General features: G+C 37.7%; 23 protein-coding genes and 2 riboswitches. Of the genes, 18 read left to right on the top strand and 5 right to left on the bottom strand.

All coding sequences use genetic code 11. The annotated features are described in order from the left end of the window. The gene (locus FZC88_RS16385; RefSeq protein WP_148995672.1) at positions 1-195 is read left to right on the top strand and encodes a hypothetical protein; all 195 of its coding nucleotides are present in this window, start codon (positions 1-3) and stop codon (positions 193-195) included. Between the two features lie 22 nt (positions 196-217). Here the strand turns inward: FZC88_RS16385 and FZC88_RS16380 are convergent, their stop codons facing one another. Further along, on the bottom strand, positions 218-427 hold the full coding sequence (locus FZC88_RS16380; RefSeq protein WP_148995671.1) for a hypothetical protein: 210 nt from the start codon (positions 425-427) through the stop codon (positions 218-220). Between the two features lie 117 nt (positions 428-544). Between FZC88_RS16380 and FZC88_RS16375 the strand changes: the two genes are divergently transcribed. The 5 genes from FZC88_RS16375 to FZC88_RS16355 all read left to right on the top strand — a co-directional run bounded on the left by FZC88_RS16375 (position 545) and on the right by FZC88_RS16355 (position 4,619). Next, complete coding sequence (locus FZC88_RS16375; RefSeq protein WP_148995670.1) at positions 545-826, top strand: hemolysin XhlA family protein; 282 nt, start codon at positions 545-547, stop codon at positions 824-826. A 16-nt stretch (positions 827-842) separates the two neighbouring features. Further along, positions 843-1,079, top strand: a complete 237-nt coding sequence (locus FZC88_RS16370; protein ID WP_148995669.1) for a PTS mannose transporter subunit IID — start codon at positions 843-845, stop codon at positions 1,077-1,079. Positions 1,080-1,125: 46 nt separating this feature from the next. Beyond that, positions 1,126-2,037 carry an N-acetylmuramoyl-L-alanine amidase gene (locus FZC88_RS16365; RefSeq protein WP_148995668.1) on the top strand — a complete coding sequence of 304 codons (912 nt, stop codon included), beginning with the start codon at positions 1,126-1,128 and terminating at the stop codon, positions 2,035-2,037. A 244-nt stretch (positions 2,038-2,281) separates the two neighbouring features. After that, positions 2,282-4,378: a cell wall-binding repeat-containing protein gene (locus FZC88_RS16360; RefSeq protein ID WP_148995667.1), complete on the top strand. Its 2,097-nt coding sequence runs from the start codon at positions 2,282-2,284 to the stop codon at positions 4,376-4,378. Next, positions 4,368-4,619 carry a DUF3006 family protein gene (locus tag FZC88_RS16355; protein ID WP_262371892.1) on the top strand — a complete coding sequence of 84 codons (252 nt, stop codon included), beginning with the start codon at positions 4,368-4,370 and terminating at the stop codon, positions 4,617-4,619. The genes FZC88_RS16360 and FZC88_RS16355 overlap by 11 nt, the downstream gene beginning before the upstream one ends. A 92-nt stretch (positions 4,620-4,711) precedes the next feature. Here the strand turns inward: FZC88_RS16355 and FZC88_RS16350 are convergent, their stop codons facing one another. Then, positions 4,712-4,903, bottom strand: coding sequence for a hypothetical protein (locus FZC88_RS16350; protein ID WP_148995666.1), 192 nt, complete (start codon positions 4,901-4,903; stop codon positions 4,712-4,714). A 149-nt stretch (positions 4,904-5,052) separates the two neighbouring features. Then, positions 5,053-5,307: a hypothetical protein gene (locus FZC88_RS16345; RefSeq protein ID WP_148995665.1), complete on the bottom strand. Its 255-nt coding sequence runs from the start codon at positions 5,305-5,307 to the stop codon at positions 5,053-5,055. Between the two features lie 329 nt (positions 5,308-5,636). Between FZC88_RS16345 and FZC88_RS16340 the strand changes: the two genes are divergently transcribed. The 11 genes from FZC88_RS16340 (at position 5,637) to FZC88_RS16290 (ending at position 11,153) form a co-directional block, all read left to right on the top strand. Continuing rightward, positions 5,637-6,164 (top strand): hypothetical protein, encoded by a 528-nt coding sequence (locus tag FZC88_RS16340; RefSeq protein WP_148995664.1) that lies wholly within the window; start codon positions 5,637-5,639, stop codon positions 6,162-6,164. Positions 6,165-6,306: 142 nt separating this feature from the next. Next, positions 6,307-6,969 (top strand): hypothetical protein, encoded by a 663-nt coding sequence (locus tag FZC88_RS16335; RefSeq protein ID WP_148995663.1) that lies wholly within the window; start codon positions 6,307-6,309, stop codon positions 6,967-6,969. A 101-nt stretch (positions 6,970-7,070) separates the two neighbouring features. After that, positions 7,071-7,469 (top strand): ATPase, T2SS/T4P/T4SS family, encoded by a 399-nt coding sequence (locus FZC88_RS16330; RefSeq protein WP_262371891.1) that lies wholly within the window; start codon positions 7,071-7,073, stop codon positions 7,467-7,469. Further along, the gene (gene comGB, locus FZC88_RS16325) at positions 7,453-8,475 is read left to right on the top strand and encodes a competence type IV pilus assembly protein ComGB (protein WP_148995662.1); all 1,023 of its coding nucleotides are present in this window, start codon (positions 7,453-7,455) and stop codon (positions 8,473-8,475) included. The genes FZC88_RS16330 and comGB overlap by 17 nt, the downstream gene beginning before the upstream one ends. Positions 8,476-8,575: 100 nt before the next feature. Then, positions 8,576-8,881, top strand: coding sequence for a competence type IV pilus major pilin ComGC (gene comGC / locus FZC88_RS16320; protein ID WP_148995661.1), 306 nt, complete (start codon positions 8,576-8,578; stop codon positions 8,879-8,881). After that, positions 8,877-9,323, top strand: coding sequence for a competence type IV pilus minor pilin ComGD (gene comGD / locus FZC88_RS16315; protein ID WP_148995660.1), 447 nt, complete (start codon positions 8,877-8,879; stop codon positions 9,321-9,323). The genes comGC and comGD overlap by 5 nt, the downstream gene beginning before the upstream one ends. Next, positions 9,307-9,633 carry a hypothetical protein gene (locus tag FZC88_RS16310; protein WP_148995659.1) on the top strand — a complete coding sequence of 109 codons (327 nt, stop codon included), beginning with the start codon at positions 9,307-9,309 and terminating at the stop codon, positions 9,631-9,633. The genes comGD and FZC88_RS16310 overlap by 17 nt, the downstream gene beginning before the upstream one ends. Beyond that, the gene (gene comGF, locus FZC88_RS16305; protein WP_187443687.1) at positions 9,605-10,063 is read left to right on the top strand and encodes a competence type IV pilus minor pilin ComGF; all 459 of its coding nucleotides are present in this window, start codon (positions 9,605-9,607) and stop codon (positions 10,061-10,063) included. The genes FZC88_RS16310 and comGF overlap by 29 nt, the downstream gene beginning before the upstream one ends. A gap of 16 nt (positions 10,064-10,079) precedes the next feature. Further along, positions 10,080-10,412, top strand: coding sequence for a hypothetical protein (locus tag FZC88_RS16300; RefSeq protein ID WP_148995657.1), 333 nt, complete (start codon positions 10,080-10,082; stop codon positions 10,410-10,412). A 3-nt stretch (positions 10,413-10,415) separates the two neighbouring features. After that, on the top strand, positions 10,416-10,925 hold the full coding sequence (locus FZC88_RS16295; RefSeq protein ID WP_148995656.1) for a shikimate kinase: 510 nt from the start codon (positions 10,416-10,418) through the stop codon (positions 10,923-10,925). A 48-nt stretch (positions 10,926-10,973) separates the two neighbouring features. Continuing rightward, entirely contained in the window at positions 10,974-11,153 is a 180-nt protein-coding gene (locus tag FZC88_RS16290; protein ID WP_044340022.1) for a YqzE family protein, read from the top strand. A 78-nt stretch (positions 11,154-11,231) separates the two neighbouring features. Here FZC88_RS16290 and FZC88_RS16285 read toward each other — a convergent pair whose 3' ends face one another. Both FZC88_RS16285 and FZC88_RS16280 read right to left on the bottom strand, forming a co-directional pair. Continuing rightward, positions 11,232-12,023, bottom strand: a complete 792-nt coding sequence (locus FZC88_RS16285; protein WP_148995655.1) for a YqhG family protein — start codon at positions 12,021-12,023, stop codon at positions 11,232-11,234. Next, on the bottom strand, positions 11,992-13,692 hold the full coding sequence (locus FZC88_RS16280; protein ID WP_148995654.1) for a DEAD/DEAH box helicase: 1,701 nt from the start codon (positions 13,690-13,692) through the stop codon (positions 11,992-11,994). The genes FZC88_RS16285 and FZC88_RS16280 overlap by 32 nt, the downstream gene beginning before the upstream one ends. A 174-nt stretch (positions 13,693-13,866) precedes the next feature. Further along, a riboswitch (glycine riboswitch) is annotated at positions 13,867-13,958 on the top strand. A gap of 3 nt (positions 13,959-13,961) precedes the next feature. Next, positions 13,962-14,040, top strand: a riboswitch (glycine riboswitch). 97 nt (positions 14,041-14,137) lie between these two features. Between FZC88_RS16280 and gcvT the strand changes: the two genes are divergently transcribed. Then, a complete protein-coding gene (gene gcvT, locus FZC88_RS16275; protein WP_148995653.1) occupies positions 14,138-15,244 on the top strand; it encodes a glycine cleavage system aminomethyltransferase GcvT in 1,107 nt (368 codons plus the stop codon). Positions 15,245-15,252 lie beyond the last annotated feature (8 nt).

Genomic DNA, 15,252 nt, shown 5'->3' with positions numbered 1-15,252 from the left:
ATGGAACAAAAAACATTTACACTAGAGGAAAAGGTGATTCTACAGCTGCAAGCCAAGATTGGCCAACTAGAAGGTGATTTAGCTTTTTCAAGAGCTGAATTACAAGAATTTCATCAGAAGAATGCTGCCTTATCCCAAGAGGTTGCTAAGTATCAAGGGAGAACGAATTCTAAAGAAAATAAAGACCTAGTTTAAAGTCTTTTCATAAAAGGGTTTTTTATTTTTCAAATCGTGGTTTCTTTGATGAATTGACAGATTTAATAATGATGGTGGTTTGTAAAGTTGAATAAAGCAATCCTAAGAAAGTCAATATTATTCCACTTACAATGAAACGTTTTCTATTTAGTTCTTGACCTAAATGGGTGAAATAAAAGTGAACGAGTGTACAGAACATCATTAATAGTAATGAAGGTAATGTTTTCTTCATGTGGCTTTCTCCTTTGTTGAATCGATATAAATTTAGATTTCCCAATGACCTTGTAAGTATTCAAGGGATGGCAGGAGGTGATCCCACTCATGACAAATAGAGAAGGGAGCAGTAGAAATGTCAAACACGGCGGAGGTACAGTATGAAATGAACCACTATGAAAAAGACATTGTTGAAATGAAGAGCGACATTAAAATACTTGAAAAAGAAGTCAGCGACCTTAAAAGCACAACTACAAGGCATGAGGAACAGATCACCACACTCAACAAAACACTTAACAAAATTGATGAAAATACAACTTGGATCAAAAGGAAAATTACTGGCGCGATTATTACGGCAATTAGCTCTGGAGTTATAGGAGGAGCAATTGCTATTTTTTATGGGTTTATTCAGAAATAGAGGGGAGATTTTAAAAATGAAAAAAGACATTTTTACATTGCTAGGGGGCTTTCTTACCTCCGTCTTTTTATTTTTAGGAACAATAGGAGTCAGCTTTGACTGGTTCACGCAGACGAGCATTGATGCGTTTGTGTTCATGGCAGCTGCAGCAGGATCATTAGTGCTAAACCTATATGCAGTCTGGAAAAACACTCATGTGCGCAATCGGTTAAAAAAGAATGCACTCAAGAAGCAGGAATTGACCAAGAAATAAGAGCTGCCAAAGAGGTGGCTCTTTTAAATTTGAAAGGAGGATAAATATGATTTATGTAGTATTAAGAGACGCAGGGCATGGGTTGTGGGATACACCGGGAAAGCGTACACCATACATTATGTCATTAGGAAGAGCGATTCGCGAAAATGAGTTCAATGAACCTACAGCTCAGTACTTTGAAGATGAACTGAAAAGGCACGGGGTCATTGTCCATGATATTTCTCCAGGAACAAATGACACTCCACTCACAAAAAGAACAAATGAGGCCAATCGATTGCTCAATCACTACATTCGTAAATACGGAGCATCCAATGTAAGAGTGGTATTAGTAAGCTTTCACTTTAATGCCTTTGATGGTTCTTTTTATGGTTCGAATCCAAGTGGTATTTCCGTTCATATTCAACCTGGAAGTAATCATGCTAGAAAGTTAGCTGAATGCGTAGGTAAATACCTCCGCAAAGGTACTAAGCAGGTATGGAGGGGAATTGTTGAGCAGAATCTTCATATCACTAGAGAATTTCAAGGTGTAGGAATTTTGACTGAGAACGGGTTCATGGATCATCCAGAAGAAGCCGATCTTATGCTAAACAAAGATTATCAAAAGGAAGTGGCTAGTGAGACAGCTCAAGGAGTACTAGAATACTTTGGACTAAAATACAAACCATTAAAGGATACTGTAGCGAAACCACAACAAAAGGAGGAAGAAGAAATGATTAATATGGCAGTAGTAGTCTATTCAGATGCAGATGTAAGCGTGGGGTATGATTTGGCGAATGAGAAGAAATGCGGACTCTATAACCGAAAGTCCTTGGCAAATGAATCGCTAAAGATCAATGAGCTCATGGTGGTTGGTGGACCGACTGATGGACTGAAGAAGAAAACAAATCGTGTCATCGATCTTTCTGGAACTGATCGATGGGATACTCGTAAGAAAGTTATTCATTATTTAGGAAGGTAATGTGAATAAAGGAAAAGTACTTAGTGAATAATAAAATTACACCATCAAGAAATAGCATGGCTCATAAGTTAAGCCCTCTTCCCATTGAAGAGGGTAAATTTATCCTCTTGGTATTATCCTCATACTACTCAAATTTTCACTAACTACTCCAACTTTCCTATAACCATATGATTCAAATGTACTTTCCCTGAATCTACCAGTATGGTAGAATTATATAGCATTTTCCATTTTAAGGAGGTATCATATGAAAAAAGTATCGTTTGTATTATTTTCAATTATTTTAGTGATTAGTAGTATCATTGTTTATCCGTTTTCTAGTGAAGCAGCAAGTGATTACACAAGACTCTCTGGAAGCACTAGGTTAGACACTGCTATTGAAGTTTCAAAAGAAGGGTGGCCAAATGGACTTACATCTTCTGAAAAAGCGGTTGTGTTAGCAAGAGCTGACAATCCGGCTGATGCATTAGCTTCAGCGAGTTTAGCTGGAGTGAAGGACGCTTCCATTCTACTTACATATCCAACAAAATTAGATCAATCTGTAGTAGACGAATTAAAACGTTTAGGTACTAAAAAGGTTTATTTGCTTGGTGGAGCTGCTGCTATCTCTGCTAATGTAGAAAACTCTCTAAGATCAAAGGGATATAATGTACAACGTGTAGCAGGAAAAAGTAGATTCGAAACTGCTTCTGAGATAAATAAAGTGGCAGGGACTTCGAAAGGTACCAAAGCAATTCTTGCTAATGGATACACTGTTGCCGATGCCCTATCTGCTTCCGCAGCATCCTCTATTAATCAAGTTCCTATTTACCTAACAGAAAAAAATCAACTTAGTGTGAATTTACCTTCTTCTATTAAACAAGTAGATGTATATGGAGGAGTAGGTGTTATTTCAACTAATGTTGAAAAAGAATTAAAGGCAAAAGGGATTTCAGTAAAACGAATTTCAGGAATCAATCGTTACGCAACAAGCGTAGCTGCAGCAGAAAATTTGAACATTAATTCAGATAACATAATTTTAGTTCGTGGAACGTCTTCATCTTCTACAAAACAAGATTATCCTGATGCAGTTGCTGCTTCTGGTTTAGCTAATAAAATGAATGCAAGAATACTCTTGATTCACCCAGAACATTCAGCCAGTGAAACAAAACAATATTTAAGCGATAAAACTCTTAATACATATGTATTAGGAGGAGAAAATGCGATTTCAACAAATGCCCTAAATGAATTAGGCTATGATTCTCCAGGGAGACTATTGGTGCATTTCATTGATGTAGGACAAGGTGATAGTATCTTCATTGAAATGCCTAATGGTAAGACGATGCTTGTTGATGGAGGTAAGAAATCAGCAGGTGATGAGGTTGTAAGTCACCTAAAGTCACAAGGAGTTAATAAGATTGATGTAATGGTCGCGACTCATCCAGATGCTGATCACATTGGAGGATTAATTGATGTTCTTAATGAGTTTCCAGTAGGTAAAGTAATCGATAGTGGAAAACCGCATACTTCAGAGACTTATCTAGAATATTTATCATTGATCGATCAGAAGAATATTCCCTTTAAGGTTGCAGCAGAAGGCGACTATATTGAATTAGATCAGGCTGTAAACGTAGAAGTGCTGAATAGCGGTGCTAATAATACAGATAACAACGATGCTAGTGTCGTACTTATGGTATCTCATGAAGAAGTTGATTACTTGTTAACCGGTGATGCTGGAGTAGACGTAGAAGAACGTTTAATTCAAGAATATGACTTAGATGCCGAAGTACTGAAAGTAGGTCATCACGGCTCTTACACAAGCACATCACAAGCCTTTGTTGAAGCAGTAGACCCTATTTTTGGGATTCTATCTTACGGTGAAGGGAATCAGTACGGTCACCCCCACAGTGAAGTTTACAATAGATTAATGGACTATGGTGTAGATTTAATCTCTACAGTTAATGGTACAATAGAAATGTCTGACGATGGGGATTATATTTATATTGGCCAACAACCTACCAATCCCAATCCAGAGCCAACGCCAGAGCCGACTCCAGAACCAACTGCTGATGTTTCACTAACAGGTGTTAATCTGAGCACAGAGGTTGTAACAGTGAAAAATAATGGCAGCAATGACACTAACATGACAGGATGGACTTTAGTAAGTGTTGAAGGTAATCAAACCTTTAATTTTCCAGCAAACTTCATCCTTAAATCAGGGAGCTCAGTGCATATTACTTCTGGAGCGAATGCAATTAACAATCCTCCTACCTACTTAAAATGGACTGGAGCTTATATCTGGAATAATGCGGGAGATACTGCTAAACTATACAATTCTCAAGGAGAGTTAGTAAGTGAATATTAAAAAATACACATTGGATCAAATAGAAGGAAACAAAGCAACACTCCTTTTGAGATCAAATGAATCAGAGGAATTAATCGTTGATAAGGATATAGTACTTCCTGCAGAGGAAGGGGATATTCTTGAGGTTACTTTTTCAGAGACTAACAAAATACTGTCAACTAAGGTGTTAGCTAAAGAAACTACAGCTGCTAAGCAAAAAGCTAATGATTTACTACAAAAACTTATCAAAAAGAGTAAATAAACAAGAGAGCCCAACTCAATTGAGTTGGGCTTTTTACATTTCATCTATATGTTCTCCAAGATAAAACTCAACAACGATTCTCAATAGAAGTCTTAGTCAAGCAAACTGTCACTAAAAAAAGAATACCTCTTTACGATTTCTTCAAAGGTTCCTTCATCAACTATTGGAAGGTTCTCATTGTCTGGGCAATCAAAGTGTAAAATGCTGTTGGCATAATTTAGAGCGACTTGATCTTGTGGTTGATAATATTCCTTACAGTGCACACACCTAATTTTATTCTTCAATATACTTCCTCCTTTACTTTATTAATAAAATATTCAAGGAAGTGATACTATTTTCCTGCATAAATTACAAATATATATGTAAAATTTACTATTTTACGTGTAGGAGCGTTAAAAAGAACATCACACAAAGTGATGTTCAGGTTTTAATCTTATTCTGAAGCAATAGGAGAAGGTTGTTTTTCCCAATTAGTTGGACCCTCGTTTGGTTCAATGAATTTTCTCCAATACTCACCAGTTTGTTTATCATAAAGAATGATATTTTGTTCGTTCACTGGAACTAGTTCATATCTAGATTCGTCTTTTGCAACAGAATCTTTCTGTAATGAATTCGAAATTAGCCAGGAACCTAAAAGGATACAAACTCCTAAAAAACAAATAGATAAATACATTAGATTCTTACTCATGGTTGCCCTCCAAGATAAATAAATGTGATGTGAAAAAATGCACTTTAGTAAGAATTATTATTTCTAAACTGCTAATTTTTCTAAATCTTACATGAATTTTTTAAGTATTACAATAATTATTCCCGTAAGAATAATTATTCTTTTAGGAATATTTATACAATTCAAGAAACTAATGGATTATAATCGCTTTAGAGACTATTTAGGCCTAAATACCTCTATGTAAGTTCATTTTTGATTAAATTTACGCAGTTTTATTTCATATATGAAGTAAAGTAACTTTTTATTAGAATTTGAGCGAATATAATACTATCAGTGAAAGGATGTTCAGTTTGAAATCATCGAAAATATTATTATCACTAGGTCTTGCATTATCACTTTCAAGTTTCTCTCTAAGCTCGGTAAGTGCACAAAAAAACCCGGATCTAAAAATTTCTGATCAACCCAACGCTTGTCCGGAAGTAGGTTCATATACTACTTCATATAGAAGTAAAACAACTTCAACTAAAACAGATTTCACACATTATGCATATAATGGTAGTTCTAGTAATGACTCAGTCAGTCATTCAGTTGCAATTTCCCATCAGGCAACAGTATCACTAGGTGGAAAGGCATCTTTTGATGCTTTGGTAGCAGGAGCTGAAATTACTGCAAACGTTGGGTATGGATATAACAATACCAAAACAATAACTAAGACTTGGTCAATTCCAAAAGGAAGTTGGAAGTTAACTGCTGGAAGTAAATGGGTTAAGTCTACTGGGACACGTTACTACATCTCCCCACCATGTAACCTAACTAATGGACAAACAACCACTGCAAACTATACTTATGCAACATGGAGTTCTAAAACTGAGCAATAAGAAAATAAATTTAGAAAACTCGATGAAGAAGTACATTCATTGGGTTTTCTTTTTAAAGGAAATGATCATTTTAGGGTCGGATTATTTATGAACTAAATTAAATACATATATAAATCTTTAAAATAACGGGGGAAATACACAAATGCTAAAAAACACTAATATGTTTGTGGTTATTCTTATGGTCATGTTTTCCTTACTAGGATGTTCAACTATAGAAAAATCTTCATCTTCTGATAACGAAACAAAAAAAGAAACGACAGCGACAGCCACAGCCACAAATCAAGATAAAGCAGTAAGTCAACAAGAAGCACAGCCAAAACAGGATTTAGCACAAGCTCATCTGGATAACAGATACACATTAGAAAAAAAACTATTACCACCTAAATTTATTATTACAAATTTTGAGATTGCTTATGACGCTTCAAAAAAAGAAGTAAAATATTTAGTAGATTATTTAATGGATTTAGATATTTATGAGAGTATGACAAAAGGGAATCAAGAAATGTATTTTTCATTAGAATATCCTGAAAATGTGCATACAATTTATGAAACACCTTTCTCTACATTAGTAAAATCAGAAGAACCGATGAATAATAAAATGAATTACCAAGTCATAATTAAACAAAAAGTTGGATCAGATTTAAGTACACAAGAGATAAATGATATTACGAATAATTTAGAGAAATATAATTTACATATTGCAGATAAAGATAAAGACACAATAGCGATATTCGATGACATCATTGGTTTTATGGATTATGAACCTGGAGTTTCAAAATCTGAGCACATTGATGACACGAATTAGTAAATGTCATAAATTGCTGAGCTCAATATGAGATCTAGAGTGTTGGTAATGTTCCAGAAAACACAGTATTTCCCCCTTTTAATAATGAAGGGGTTTTTTTATTGCATAGTCCTATTATTATTACTGGTCATTTAGTAATCACGACCATGCATACGAGGGATGCAAAAGGTGCTATTTACCGTTTAATGGAATTAGGAATTGAATGGCATGATATTCAACAAACACTGTTAGCCGTATCAGCACAGAGGTTACTAAAGTTAGTTTGCCCGATTTGCAAAACGGAGTGTGGGGGGAATTGTCTTCGAGGTAAAAAGGTTAATAGAGCTTCTGTCTATGAAATTGTAACAGGAAGTGCTTTGAAAGAAGTAATAAAAGAGGCGAAAGGGGAGTCGGTCCAATATCAATATCATACACTCCAAACCTTGATCAATAAGGGGGTGGCACTGGGGTTTGTTTCAGAACTTGAATATAGGAAATGGATACATGAAGAGAAGCGATGATCAAGGTAAGTTTCTTAAAAGACTTGGAGACCTCCTCCAAAAGGGTTATAGTTTTTCAGAAGCCATCGATTTTCTCCTGCTCCCTAAAGAAAAGAATACCCTCAAATTAAAAGAGAGAATGATTATATCATTGCAAAAAGGAGAGTCCGTCTCTTCGGTCATCAACAAACAGCTGAACATCCCGAGCCACGTCAGTGCACAAATTTATTTTGCCGAGCATCATGGTCAAATGGGCCAGACTCTATCAGAGGCGGGAAACTATCTGATAAAAAGAAGAAAAAATCAGCAGAAAATCCAACAAGTCATTCAGTATCCATTCATGCTCATCGTTGTATCGATTTTAATGATGGTCTTGCTTCAAAACGTGCTTTTCCCAAGATTTCAATCTTTGTATACTTCTATCGGATATGAACCTTCAGCAAATCTAAAGTACCTCTTACACTTCATTGAAAGCTTCCCATTAATTTTCAGTATAGTTTTACTATCACTCATTATCTGCACCATAGTATTCTCCCTGTTCCAAAAAAGAATTTCTCCAATTAAAATCTCAGTCGCCCTATGCAAAATTCCTTATCTGTCAAATTATTTAAGGCTTGGTCACTCACACTTTTTTGCCAGAGAACTAAGCTTCCTTCTCACAAGCGGGGTATCCATTACAGAGTCACTCCTCATCATTGAAAGTCAATCCTTCCGACCAACGTTACAATACGTTTCAAAAAAATTGATCAAAGGATTAAAAGAAGGGAAACCATTTCATGAATGTTTTTCATCGCTTCCGTTTTTTCAAAAAGAGTTACCCTTTGTTGTCCATCACGGGCAATCCAATGGACGATTAGCAGAAGAACTGGGACTTTATAGCGAAATGTGTTTCCAAGAATTAGAGGAGAATACCAATGCATTGCTTAAATATATTCAGCCGATGATCTTTACTTTTGTAGGTCTTTTCATCATGACGATCTACTTCTCCATTATGATGCCGTTATTTCAGATGATGCAGGGTATTTAGAAATGTAGCAATGCCTCGACACAACAGAAAATGAAATGAATTTCGTCGAGTCACCGCATTCTCATTAGTAAAAAATTCACAAAACCGAAGGAGGAACACCATGCTTAAAAACGAAAAAGGCTTCACCCTAATCGAAATGATGATTGTTCTATTAGTCATTTCTGTATTGCTTTTTATTACGATACCCAACGTCACCAACCAAAGTAATTCAATTAACTCCAAAGGCTGCGAAGCATTTGTTCACATGGTGGAAGGCCAGATTGAGGCGTACAAAATGGATGGGAATGCGCTTCCCGTCACCATAGATACCCTCGTTACAGATGGGTATTTAAATGAGAATTATAAAGCCTGCCCTGACGGAAGTGCCATCACAATTGATGCTGAAGGGATGGTAACCTCTAATTAATGAAGTAAGAAATGGGGAAGGAGGGTATACCCTTATTGAGATGCTTGTCGTCTTATTGATTTTCACGACCCTTCTGACTTGGGTCAGCTTTTCCATCTTTCCTATGAAAGCTGGGAATGAAAAGGACTTATTTCTTTCCCAGCTCCAATCAGACCTCTACCAGATCCAAAGCTACAGCATCAGACATCAAGTTCCCATCACAGTGACCTTTTACCCTGTAACCAATAAATACGTTGCGAAAACCGCTACTAGACAAACGATTGTCTCAAGAGAGATTTCATCTTCCATTCAGATTACATCCATTAACAGCTTAACAGACATCACATTCTATCCGGATGGAAATACAAATCGATTTGGCAAGTTGAACTTTAAAATGGGAGATACCATGATTCAGCTCATGTTTCAAATTGGGCAAGGGAGGTTTTATGTACAGGAATACTAAAGGTTTCTCACTTCCGGAAACCCTTATTGCCTTCAGTTGCATCCTTATGATAGCAGGCGTATTTATACCTTTTCTGATCCAATATGCTTCTCAACTTCAACGACTTCAGCATGAAGTGGAGGCTTTGAAATTTCTTGAAGAAGGGGTGGAGAAGGCAATCGTCAGGCACGAGTATGTGAATCATTCAAGAATGTATAAAGGTGTCAGATACGAATTCGATTGGAAAGGCGGATTCAATGAAGAAGCATGTGTCCACTATCATAAGAGAGGTGCGGATCCCCATGAAGTCTGTATCTCAAAGGCTGAATAACAATGGGTTTACATTAATCGAGGTTCTGTTAAGCTTTACAGTATTCTGCATGATTTCACTATGCATTCCACTCATCATGAAGGGCTTCTCTACGATAAAAAATGATATGGTTCCACCGCATTATTATGAATGGAATTTATTCAATGAGAGTTTGAGAAATGAAATATGGAGAGGGGAAAGTATAGTGATCACGCCTGATAAGATTTCTTTCCTAGTGAGTGGTGAATCCATTTCGTATGAAAAGTATAATCAATCCATTCGAAGGAGGGTAAATAATCAAGGGCATGAAGTGGTACTACAGTCAGTGGATTCATTTAGCTTTGCATCCATTATCCAGGGAGTGCATATGGATTTGGAGTTTGTGGGTGGAGAAAAAGTGGAGGGGGAATTCTTTTACTTTTCAACCGAACAAGGAGAAGGAAAGCCTTAACAATAAGGGGTTCATATTGCCATATACTTTGTTCCTTCTGATGGTTATTTTATCTGTAGGGTTTGCTGCAAAGGATCTTTTTATAAGTAAATATCTATACTTAACAAATATGAAAAACATTTATGAAAGAAACGTGAGTGTATCCCATGCGATTCTGTTGGAGATGGAGAGTGGGATGCTTACTTCCAAACAATTGAAAGGGAATTATGGTGAAATCGTGACCCACAGCGAAATGGTCACCCCGGATGAAATACGATTGGAAGTGACGTTCAAACGGGATGAGAAGCTTTTTCTTCCGACGACGGTTGTGTATAATAGGGAAACAAAACACATAATAAGTTGGGAGTAGAATATGAAACCGATTTTCTTTATTGGATTTATGGGGGTAGGAAAAACGACGATTGGGAAACATCTTGGTGAATTACTGAATCTACCGGTCATTGATATGGACAGTTACATTGAAAACAAAGAGAAAAAGTCCATTAAAGAGATCTTCAATCAGCAGGGGGAACAACATTTCAGAAATCTGGAGAACAAAGTGCTCCTTGAGTTGGCAAACAAGCAAGCGGTTATCACTACTGGTGGTGGAGTGATTGAAAGGGAAGAGAACCGGGAGATCTTGCGACAACAGGAATTTGTATTCCACCTGACTTGTCCTTTTGCTTCATTATGGTCCCGTTTAGAAGGCGATGAAAATCGTCCACTCGTACAAAATAATTCAAAGGAACGATTATCGAGTTTATTCAACCTTCGCTTCCCAATGTATGAGAGCGGGAGCTCCATAACGATTCATACAGACAATAAAACCATAGAAGAGGTTATTGAAGAAATACTTCCTTATCTAGATGGGCAAGCTGAATAAAATTACTTATAGCCGGGCATACTGATAAAAGCAGGAGGTGGTGCTTTTATGTCAGTGAATGATTATGTTAAATTCATAACACAAACATTTGTCCAACATTATGAAAAATCACCTCATGAACGTAAAAGTATAAAGAAGCAGCGGAAGAATGAGCGAGAACCATTCCTATTTCGCTGGTTCGGGATCATACCATATGCTTTCATGATCATGTTTAAGAAAAATAAATAATCAACGGCTGCCTTTTGGCAGTCTTTTTTTTGGAGTTAAACAGAGTAAGCGTCTAAAAGCACTTACTCCGTTTAACAATCAATTGTTGTTCTGTAAATAAAAAATCCCGCCGTTAATAATATCAATAGAAATCTTAGGTTCATATTGTTCTTTTAAGGCTTGTTGTTCCAGGAAATAGGATTCGGGTTTTTCCTCTTGATCTCCATAAAAGTGATTCAATAATTGTAAATCTTCCTCCCACGTCTTTCGTGCCTGCTCAGCCCATTCAACAGGTTCCTTTTTGATCTCTTCATACAGGTACGTTTGAATGCGGTTCACTCCGCTTCTCGGTTTGATGATCGGTGTCAATGTGAACGAGAAATCAGGAATCTTAGGTGTCAGATTTCTGGACATCAATGACGAATGAAAGTTTTCCAGAAGTACGCCATTGATCAGATTTAATCCGATGCTTCGAATGCTGTCTTTCTTTCGGTTGGATTGATACGAAATTTTGATATTCAGTCCGAGCCAGGGATGAAGAGGGGTTTGCTGACCACTCGGTGTGTGCCCGTTTTCGTATAAGCGAATATACCCTGCTAAATTTCGTGTTGAATGGAAGATTTGGTGTAACCGTGGAGAACCAAAGTGAATAGGTTCTCCTTTTAAGTCTTCAGGTGCTTTATCCGGATTCGTTATAAGGGACAATGTCATAGGATTTGGAATACCTCCCGTTTTCTCAAGGTAATGCCAATAGAAAGGACGGTTCATCAGCTCCTTATCCAAATCAATCGTGAGTTGGACGGTCATATGGCCGTTTCCGTTCGCAACCAGGTCACATCCATTAGCCACGAAGTATCTCTCAAGAAATTGATGAATTTCGTGCTGCTGCATTTGATTTCTCCTCCTTTAATTGTTCGGCAAATTGAATCATACTCGTTAAATTCTCCATTTTTATCTTCATTTCCCCTTCCGTCCTGGATGAAGAAAGAATATCGGTTACATGCTCTTCGAAGTCACGGAAATCCAGGCGGGTAAGGATTTCATCCAATTGTCCGATCACTCGTTCAAAGAGATTGATCTTTTCATAAAGAAGTTTTAATATATGTTCTTCGACCGTGTCTCTGGTAGCGAAATTGTAGATGTGAACATCCTCTGTCTGTCCGAGACGATGGACACGACCGATCCGTTGCTCTAACCTCATAGGATTCCAGGGCAGGTCAAAGTTGATCACGTGATGGCAGAATTGGAGGTTGATTCCTTCCCCTCCGGCCTCAGTAGCAATTAGCACCTGTGCATGCTTTTGAAAGAGTTCACGCATCCAGTCCTTTTTTCCCCGTTTAAATCCACCTCGGAAAGGTACGGAGCTTATTCCATGCTGTTTTAAGAACCATTGCAGATAGAGCTGTGTCGCACGGTACTCTGTAAATATTATCACTTTATCATTGATCGATTGAACGATTTCCAATGCTTTCTGAGCCTTGGAGTTCATTGTCACGTTTTCTACTTTTTTCATCAGGGTGCCAATAGTATTCTCAAAACCAACCGTGGGAGCTTCCTTCTTCTCAAGCATGTTTTTGAGAGTGTAAAATACTGCTTCACGAGAGCTGCATGCTTCTCTTTGAAGTGTCATCAGCGAGAAGGAGCTTGAATTAGCCCAGTCATCATAGTTCCCCCTGAGCAGATCGATGCTGTTATATAAATCTCTTTCGGCTTCGTTAAAATCGATTAAGACAGTCTTTACGTGCCGTTTTGTCCATTCAATTCCCGTATCGCTGCGTCTGTTACGAATCATCACTTTGTTAATGAGACTTTTTAAATGTTCGTCCTCTTGAAGAGTACGGTCCCCTTTTTTATATCTGTCAGAAAACCCGGATTCATTTCCGAGATGTCCAGGCTTAAGGAGAGAAACTAGGTGAAAGATTTCTTCAACACGATTTTGGATAGGTGTCGCTGTCAGAAGAAGGCAGAACTTCTTTTTTAGATTCTGGACAAATTCATAGTTTTTTGTTTTATGATTTTTTAGTTTGTGAGCTTCATCGATAATCACCAAATCATAGTCCTGTTCATACACTTTTTCCCGATGAGGGCTCCGCTTAGCCGTATCCATGGATGAAACGACAATATCGCACTGATCCCATACGTAACTTTTTCGTTGCGGAACAGCCGGAATGAAAAACTTACTGTTTAATTCATAGGCCCATTGAGAGACCAGGGAAGCGGGAACCAATATTAATACTTTCTTCACTAATCCTCTAATCATGTATTCTTTTAATATCAATCCGGCTTCAATGGTTTTACCTAATCCAACCTCATCTGCAAGGATCGCTTTTCCGTTCATCGTTTCGACAACCTGCTTTGCTGCTTCAAGCTGATGGGGGAGCGGAGTGACGTTTGCCAAATGTTTTGGTGCTTGCAGGCCTTCAAAGTTCGGAATTGCAAGATGATGTTCAAATTCGATGGCCAGCTTATAAAGCTCCCAATTTCCCCATGGGCCATCGTTATCAATTAAATTCTCGAGACCCTCGCCCCATTCTTCATCAAATAAAACCTCAACATTCATCTGAAAAACATCTCCTTAATTCTAATAAAAATGATTGCTCAATCCTCGTATTTAATGGTAGGATGAAAATAGATTTTCTAATGTTTAAAAAACTCGAAAATCCGAACATTCACATTTACAACATTTCTTCTGTATATTTCTAGTATGACCAAATGTTTCAAGGAATATTGGCGAATGATAACAAGGGGAGAGACTGTGCATTCAGCGCCGAAGGAGCAAGCACATTTAAGTGTGAATCTCTCAGGCAAAAAGACTCTTGTTGGACGCAACTCTGGAGAGTGTTTCCGTATGGGAAACCACCAAAGGGGAAAGCCGTTCTTCGGTAAACTTTCAGGTGCAAGGACAGAGAAAACTTCTTTATGAAAAGGGGTTTTTCTGTCCTTTTTTCATGGGATAAAACTTGGTTAAGGATTATGCATGTAAGGAAGATAAAGGGGGAAAAGTCATGTCAGAGTTAAAACAAACACCTTTATACGAAGTGTACAAAGAGTATGGAGGAAAGACCATCGACTTCGGTGGCTGGGCTTTACCAGTGCAATTCTCAAGCATTAAAGAAGAACATGAAGCGGTAAGATCCCGAGCTGGACTATTCGACGTTTCTCATATGGGAGAAATTGAAGTGAAGGGTGAAGGGGCTCTTGACTATTTACAAAGAATGATGACAAATGATGTCTCCAAAGTAAAAGATGGAGGAGCTCAGTATACGGCTATGTGCTACGAAAACGGTGGGACGGTCGATGACTTATTAGTTTATAAAATAAAAGATAATGATTATTTGCTCGTTGTAAATGCGGCAAATATAGATAAAGATTTTCAGTGGCTGAAAGAACATGAAGTCGATGGGGTTGAAATCAACAACATCTCTGAACATATGGCGCAATTGGCACTTCAAGGTCCACTTGCTGAACAGGTTTTACAAATACTTACAAACGAACATTCACTAAGCGATATCGGATTTTTTAAATTCCAGACCGAAGTGAATATAGACGGTAAGCATGCACTTGTTTCACGTACCGGTTACACAGGGGAAGATGGATTTGAGATTTACTGTGATGCAGGTGATGCGGCCGCAATATGGAAAGCCATCCTGGATGCAGGGAAGGAGCATGGTGTACTTCCATGCGGACTTGGTGCACGTGATACATTGCGTTTTGAAGCGAACCTTGCCCTTTACGGACAAGAATTATCTCAATCGATCACGCCGATCGAAGCAGGGATTGGATTCGCCGTAAAAGTGAATAAAGAGGTTCCATTTAATGGTCAGGAAGTGCTGAAACAACAAAAGGATGAAGGCGCCCCAAGAAAAATCGTCGGGATTGAAATGATCGATCGCGGAATTCCACGTCATGGATATAAGGTGTATTCCGGTGAAGAAGAAATAGGGGAAGTCACGACCGGTACACAATCGCCAACATTAAAGAAAAATGTAGGATTAGCATTACTTGATAAAAAGTTTACTTCTTTAGATACGGAAGTGCTGGTTGAAATCAGAGGGAAAAAGTTAAAAGCGAAAGTAGTAGCCACACCATTCTATAAAAGACCAAAGAAATAGGGGAGGAA

It is taken from the genome of Rossellomorea aquimaris, from assembly GCF_008180865.1.
In the GTDB taxonomy this organism is placed as follows: domain Bacteria; phylum Bacillota; class Bacilli; order Bacillales; family Bacillaceae_B; genus Rossellomorea; species Rossellomorea yichunensis.
This window is presented reverse-complemented; position numbering and strand designations above follow the sequence as displayed.

What these genes read in the sequence shown, in the direction of transcription:
- FZC88_RS16385 (WP_148995672.1), top strand. Translation starts at nt 1, where the DNA reads ATGGAACAAAAAACATTTACACTAGAGGAAAAGGTGATTCTACAGCTG.
- FZC88_RS16380 (WP_148995671.1), bottom strand. Translation starts at nt 427, where the DNA reads ATGAAGAAAACATTACCTTCATTACTATTAATGATGTTCTGTACACTC.
- FZC88_RS16375 (WP_148995670.1), top strand. Translation starts at nt 545, where the DNA reads ATGTCAAACACGGCGGAGGTACAGTATGAAATGAACCACTATGAAAAA.
- FZC88_RS16370 (WP_148995669.1), top strand. Translation starts at nt 843, where the DNA reads ATGAAAAAAGACATTTTTACATTGCTAGGGGGCTTTCTTACCTCCGTC.
- FZC88_RS16365 (WP_148995668.1), top strand. Translation starts at nt 1,126, where the DNA reads ATGATTTATGTAGTATTAAGAGACGCAGGGCATGGGTTGTGGGATACA.
- FZC88_RS16360 (WP_148995667.1), top strand. Translation starts at nt 2,282, where the DNA reads ATGAAAAAAGTATCGTTTGTATTATTTTCAATTATTTTAGTGATTAGT.
- FZC88_RS16345 (WP_148995665.1), bottom strand. Translation starts at nt 5,307, where the DNA reads ATGAGTAAGAATCTAATGTATTTATCTATTTGTTTTTTAGGAGTTTGT.
- FZC88_RS16335 (WP_148995663.1), top strand. Translation starts at nt 6,307, where the DNA reads ATGCTAAAAAACACTAATATGTTTGTGGTTATTCTTATGGTCATGTTT.
- comGB (WP_148995662.1), top strand. Translation starts at nt 7,453, where the DNA reads ATGAAGAGAAGCGATGATCAAGGTAAGTTTCTTAAAAGACTTGGAGAC.
- comGC (WP_148995661.1), top strand. Translation starts at nt 8,576, where the DNA reads ATGCTTAAAAACGAAAAAGGCTTCACCCTAATCGAAATGATGATTGTT.
- FZC88_RS16310 (WP_148995659.1), top strand. Translation starts at nt 9,307, where the DNA reads ATGTACAGGAATACTAAAGGTTTCTCACTTCCGGAAACCCTTATTGCC.
- comGF (WP_187443687.1), top strand. Translation starts at nt 9,605, where the DNA reads ATGAAGTCTGTATCTCAAAGGCTGAATAACAATGGGTTTACATTAATC.
- FZC88_RS16295 (WP_148995656.1), top strand. Translation starts at nt 10,416, where the DNA reads ATGAAACCGATTTTCTTTATTGGATTTATGGGGGTAGGAAAAACGACG.
- FZC88_RS16290 (WP_044340022.1), top strand. Translation starts at nt 10,974, where the DNA reads ATGTCAGTGAATGATTATGTTAAATTCATAACACAAACATTTGTCCAA.
- FZC88_RS16285 (WP_148995655.1), bottom strand. Translation starts at nt 12,023, where the DNA reads ATGCAGCAGCACGAAATTCATCAATTTCTTGAGAGATACTTCGTGGCT.
- FZC88_RS16280 (WP_148995654.1), bottom strand. Translation starts at nt 13,692, where the DNA reads ATGAATGTTGAGGTTTTATTTGATGAAGAATGGGGCGAGGGTCTCGAG.
- gcvT (WP_148995653.1), top strand. Translation starts at nt 14,138, where the DNA reads ATGTCAGAGTTAAAACAAACACCTTTATACGAAGTGTACAAAGAGTAT.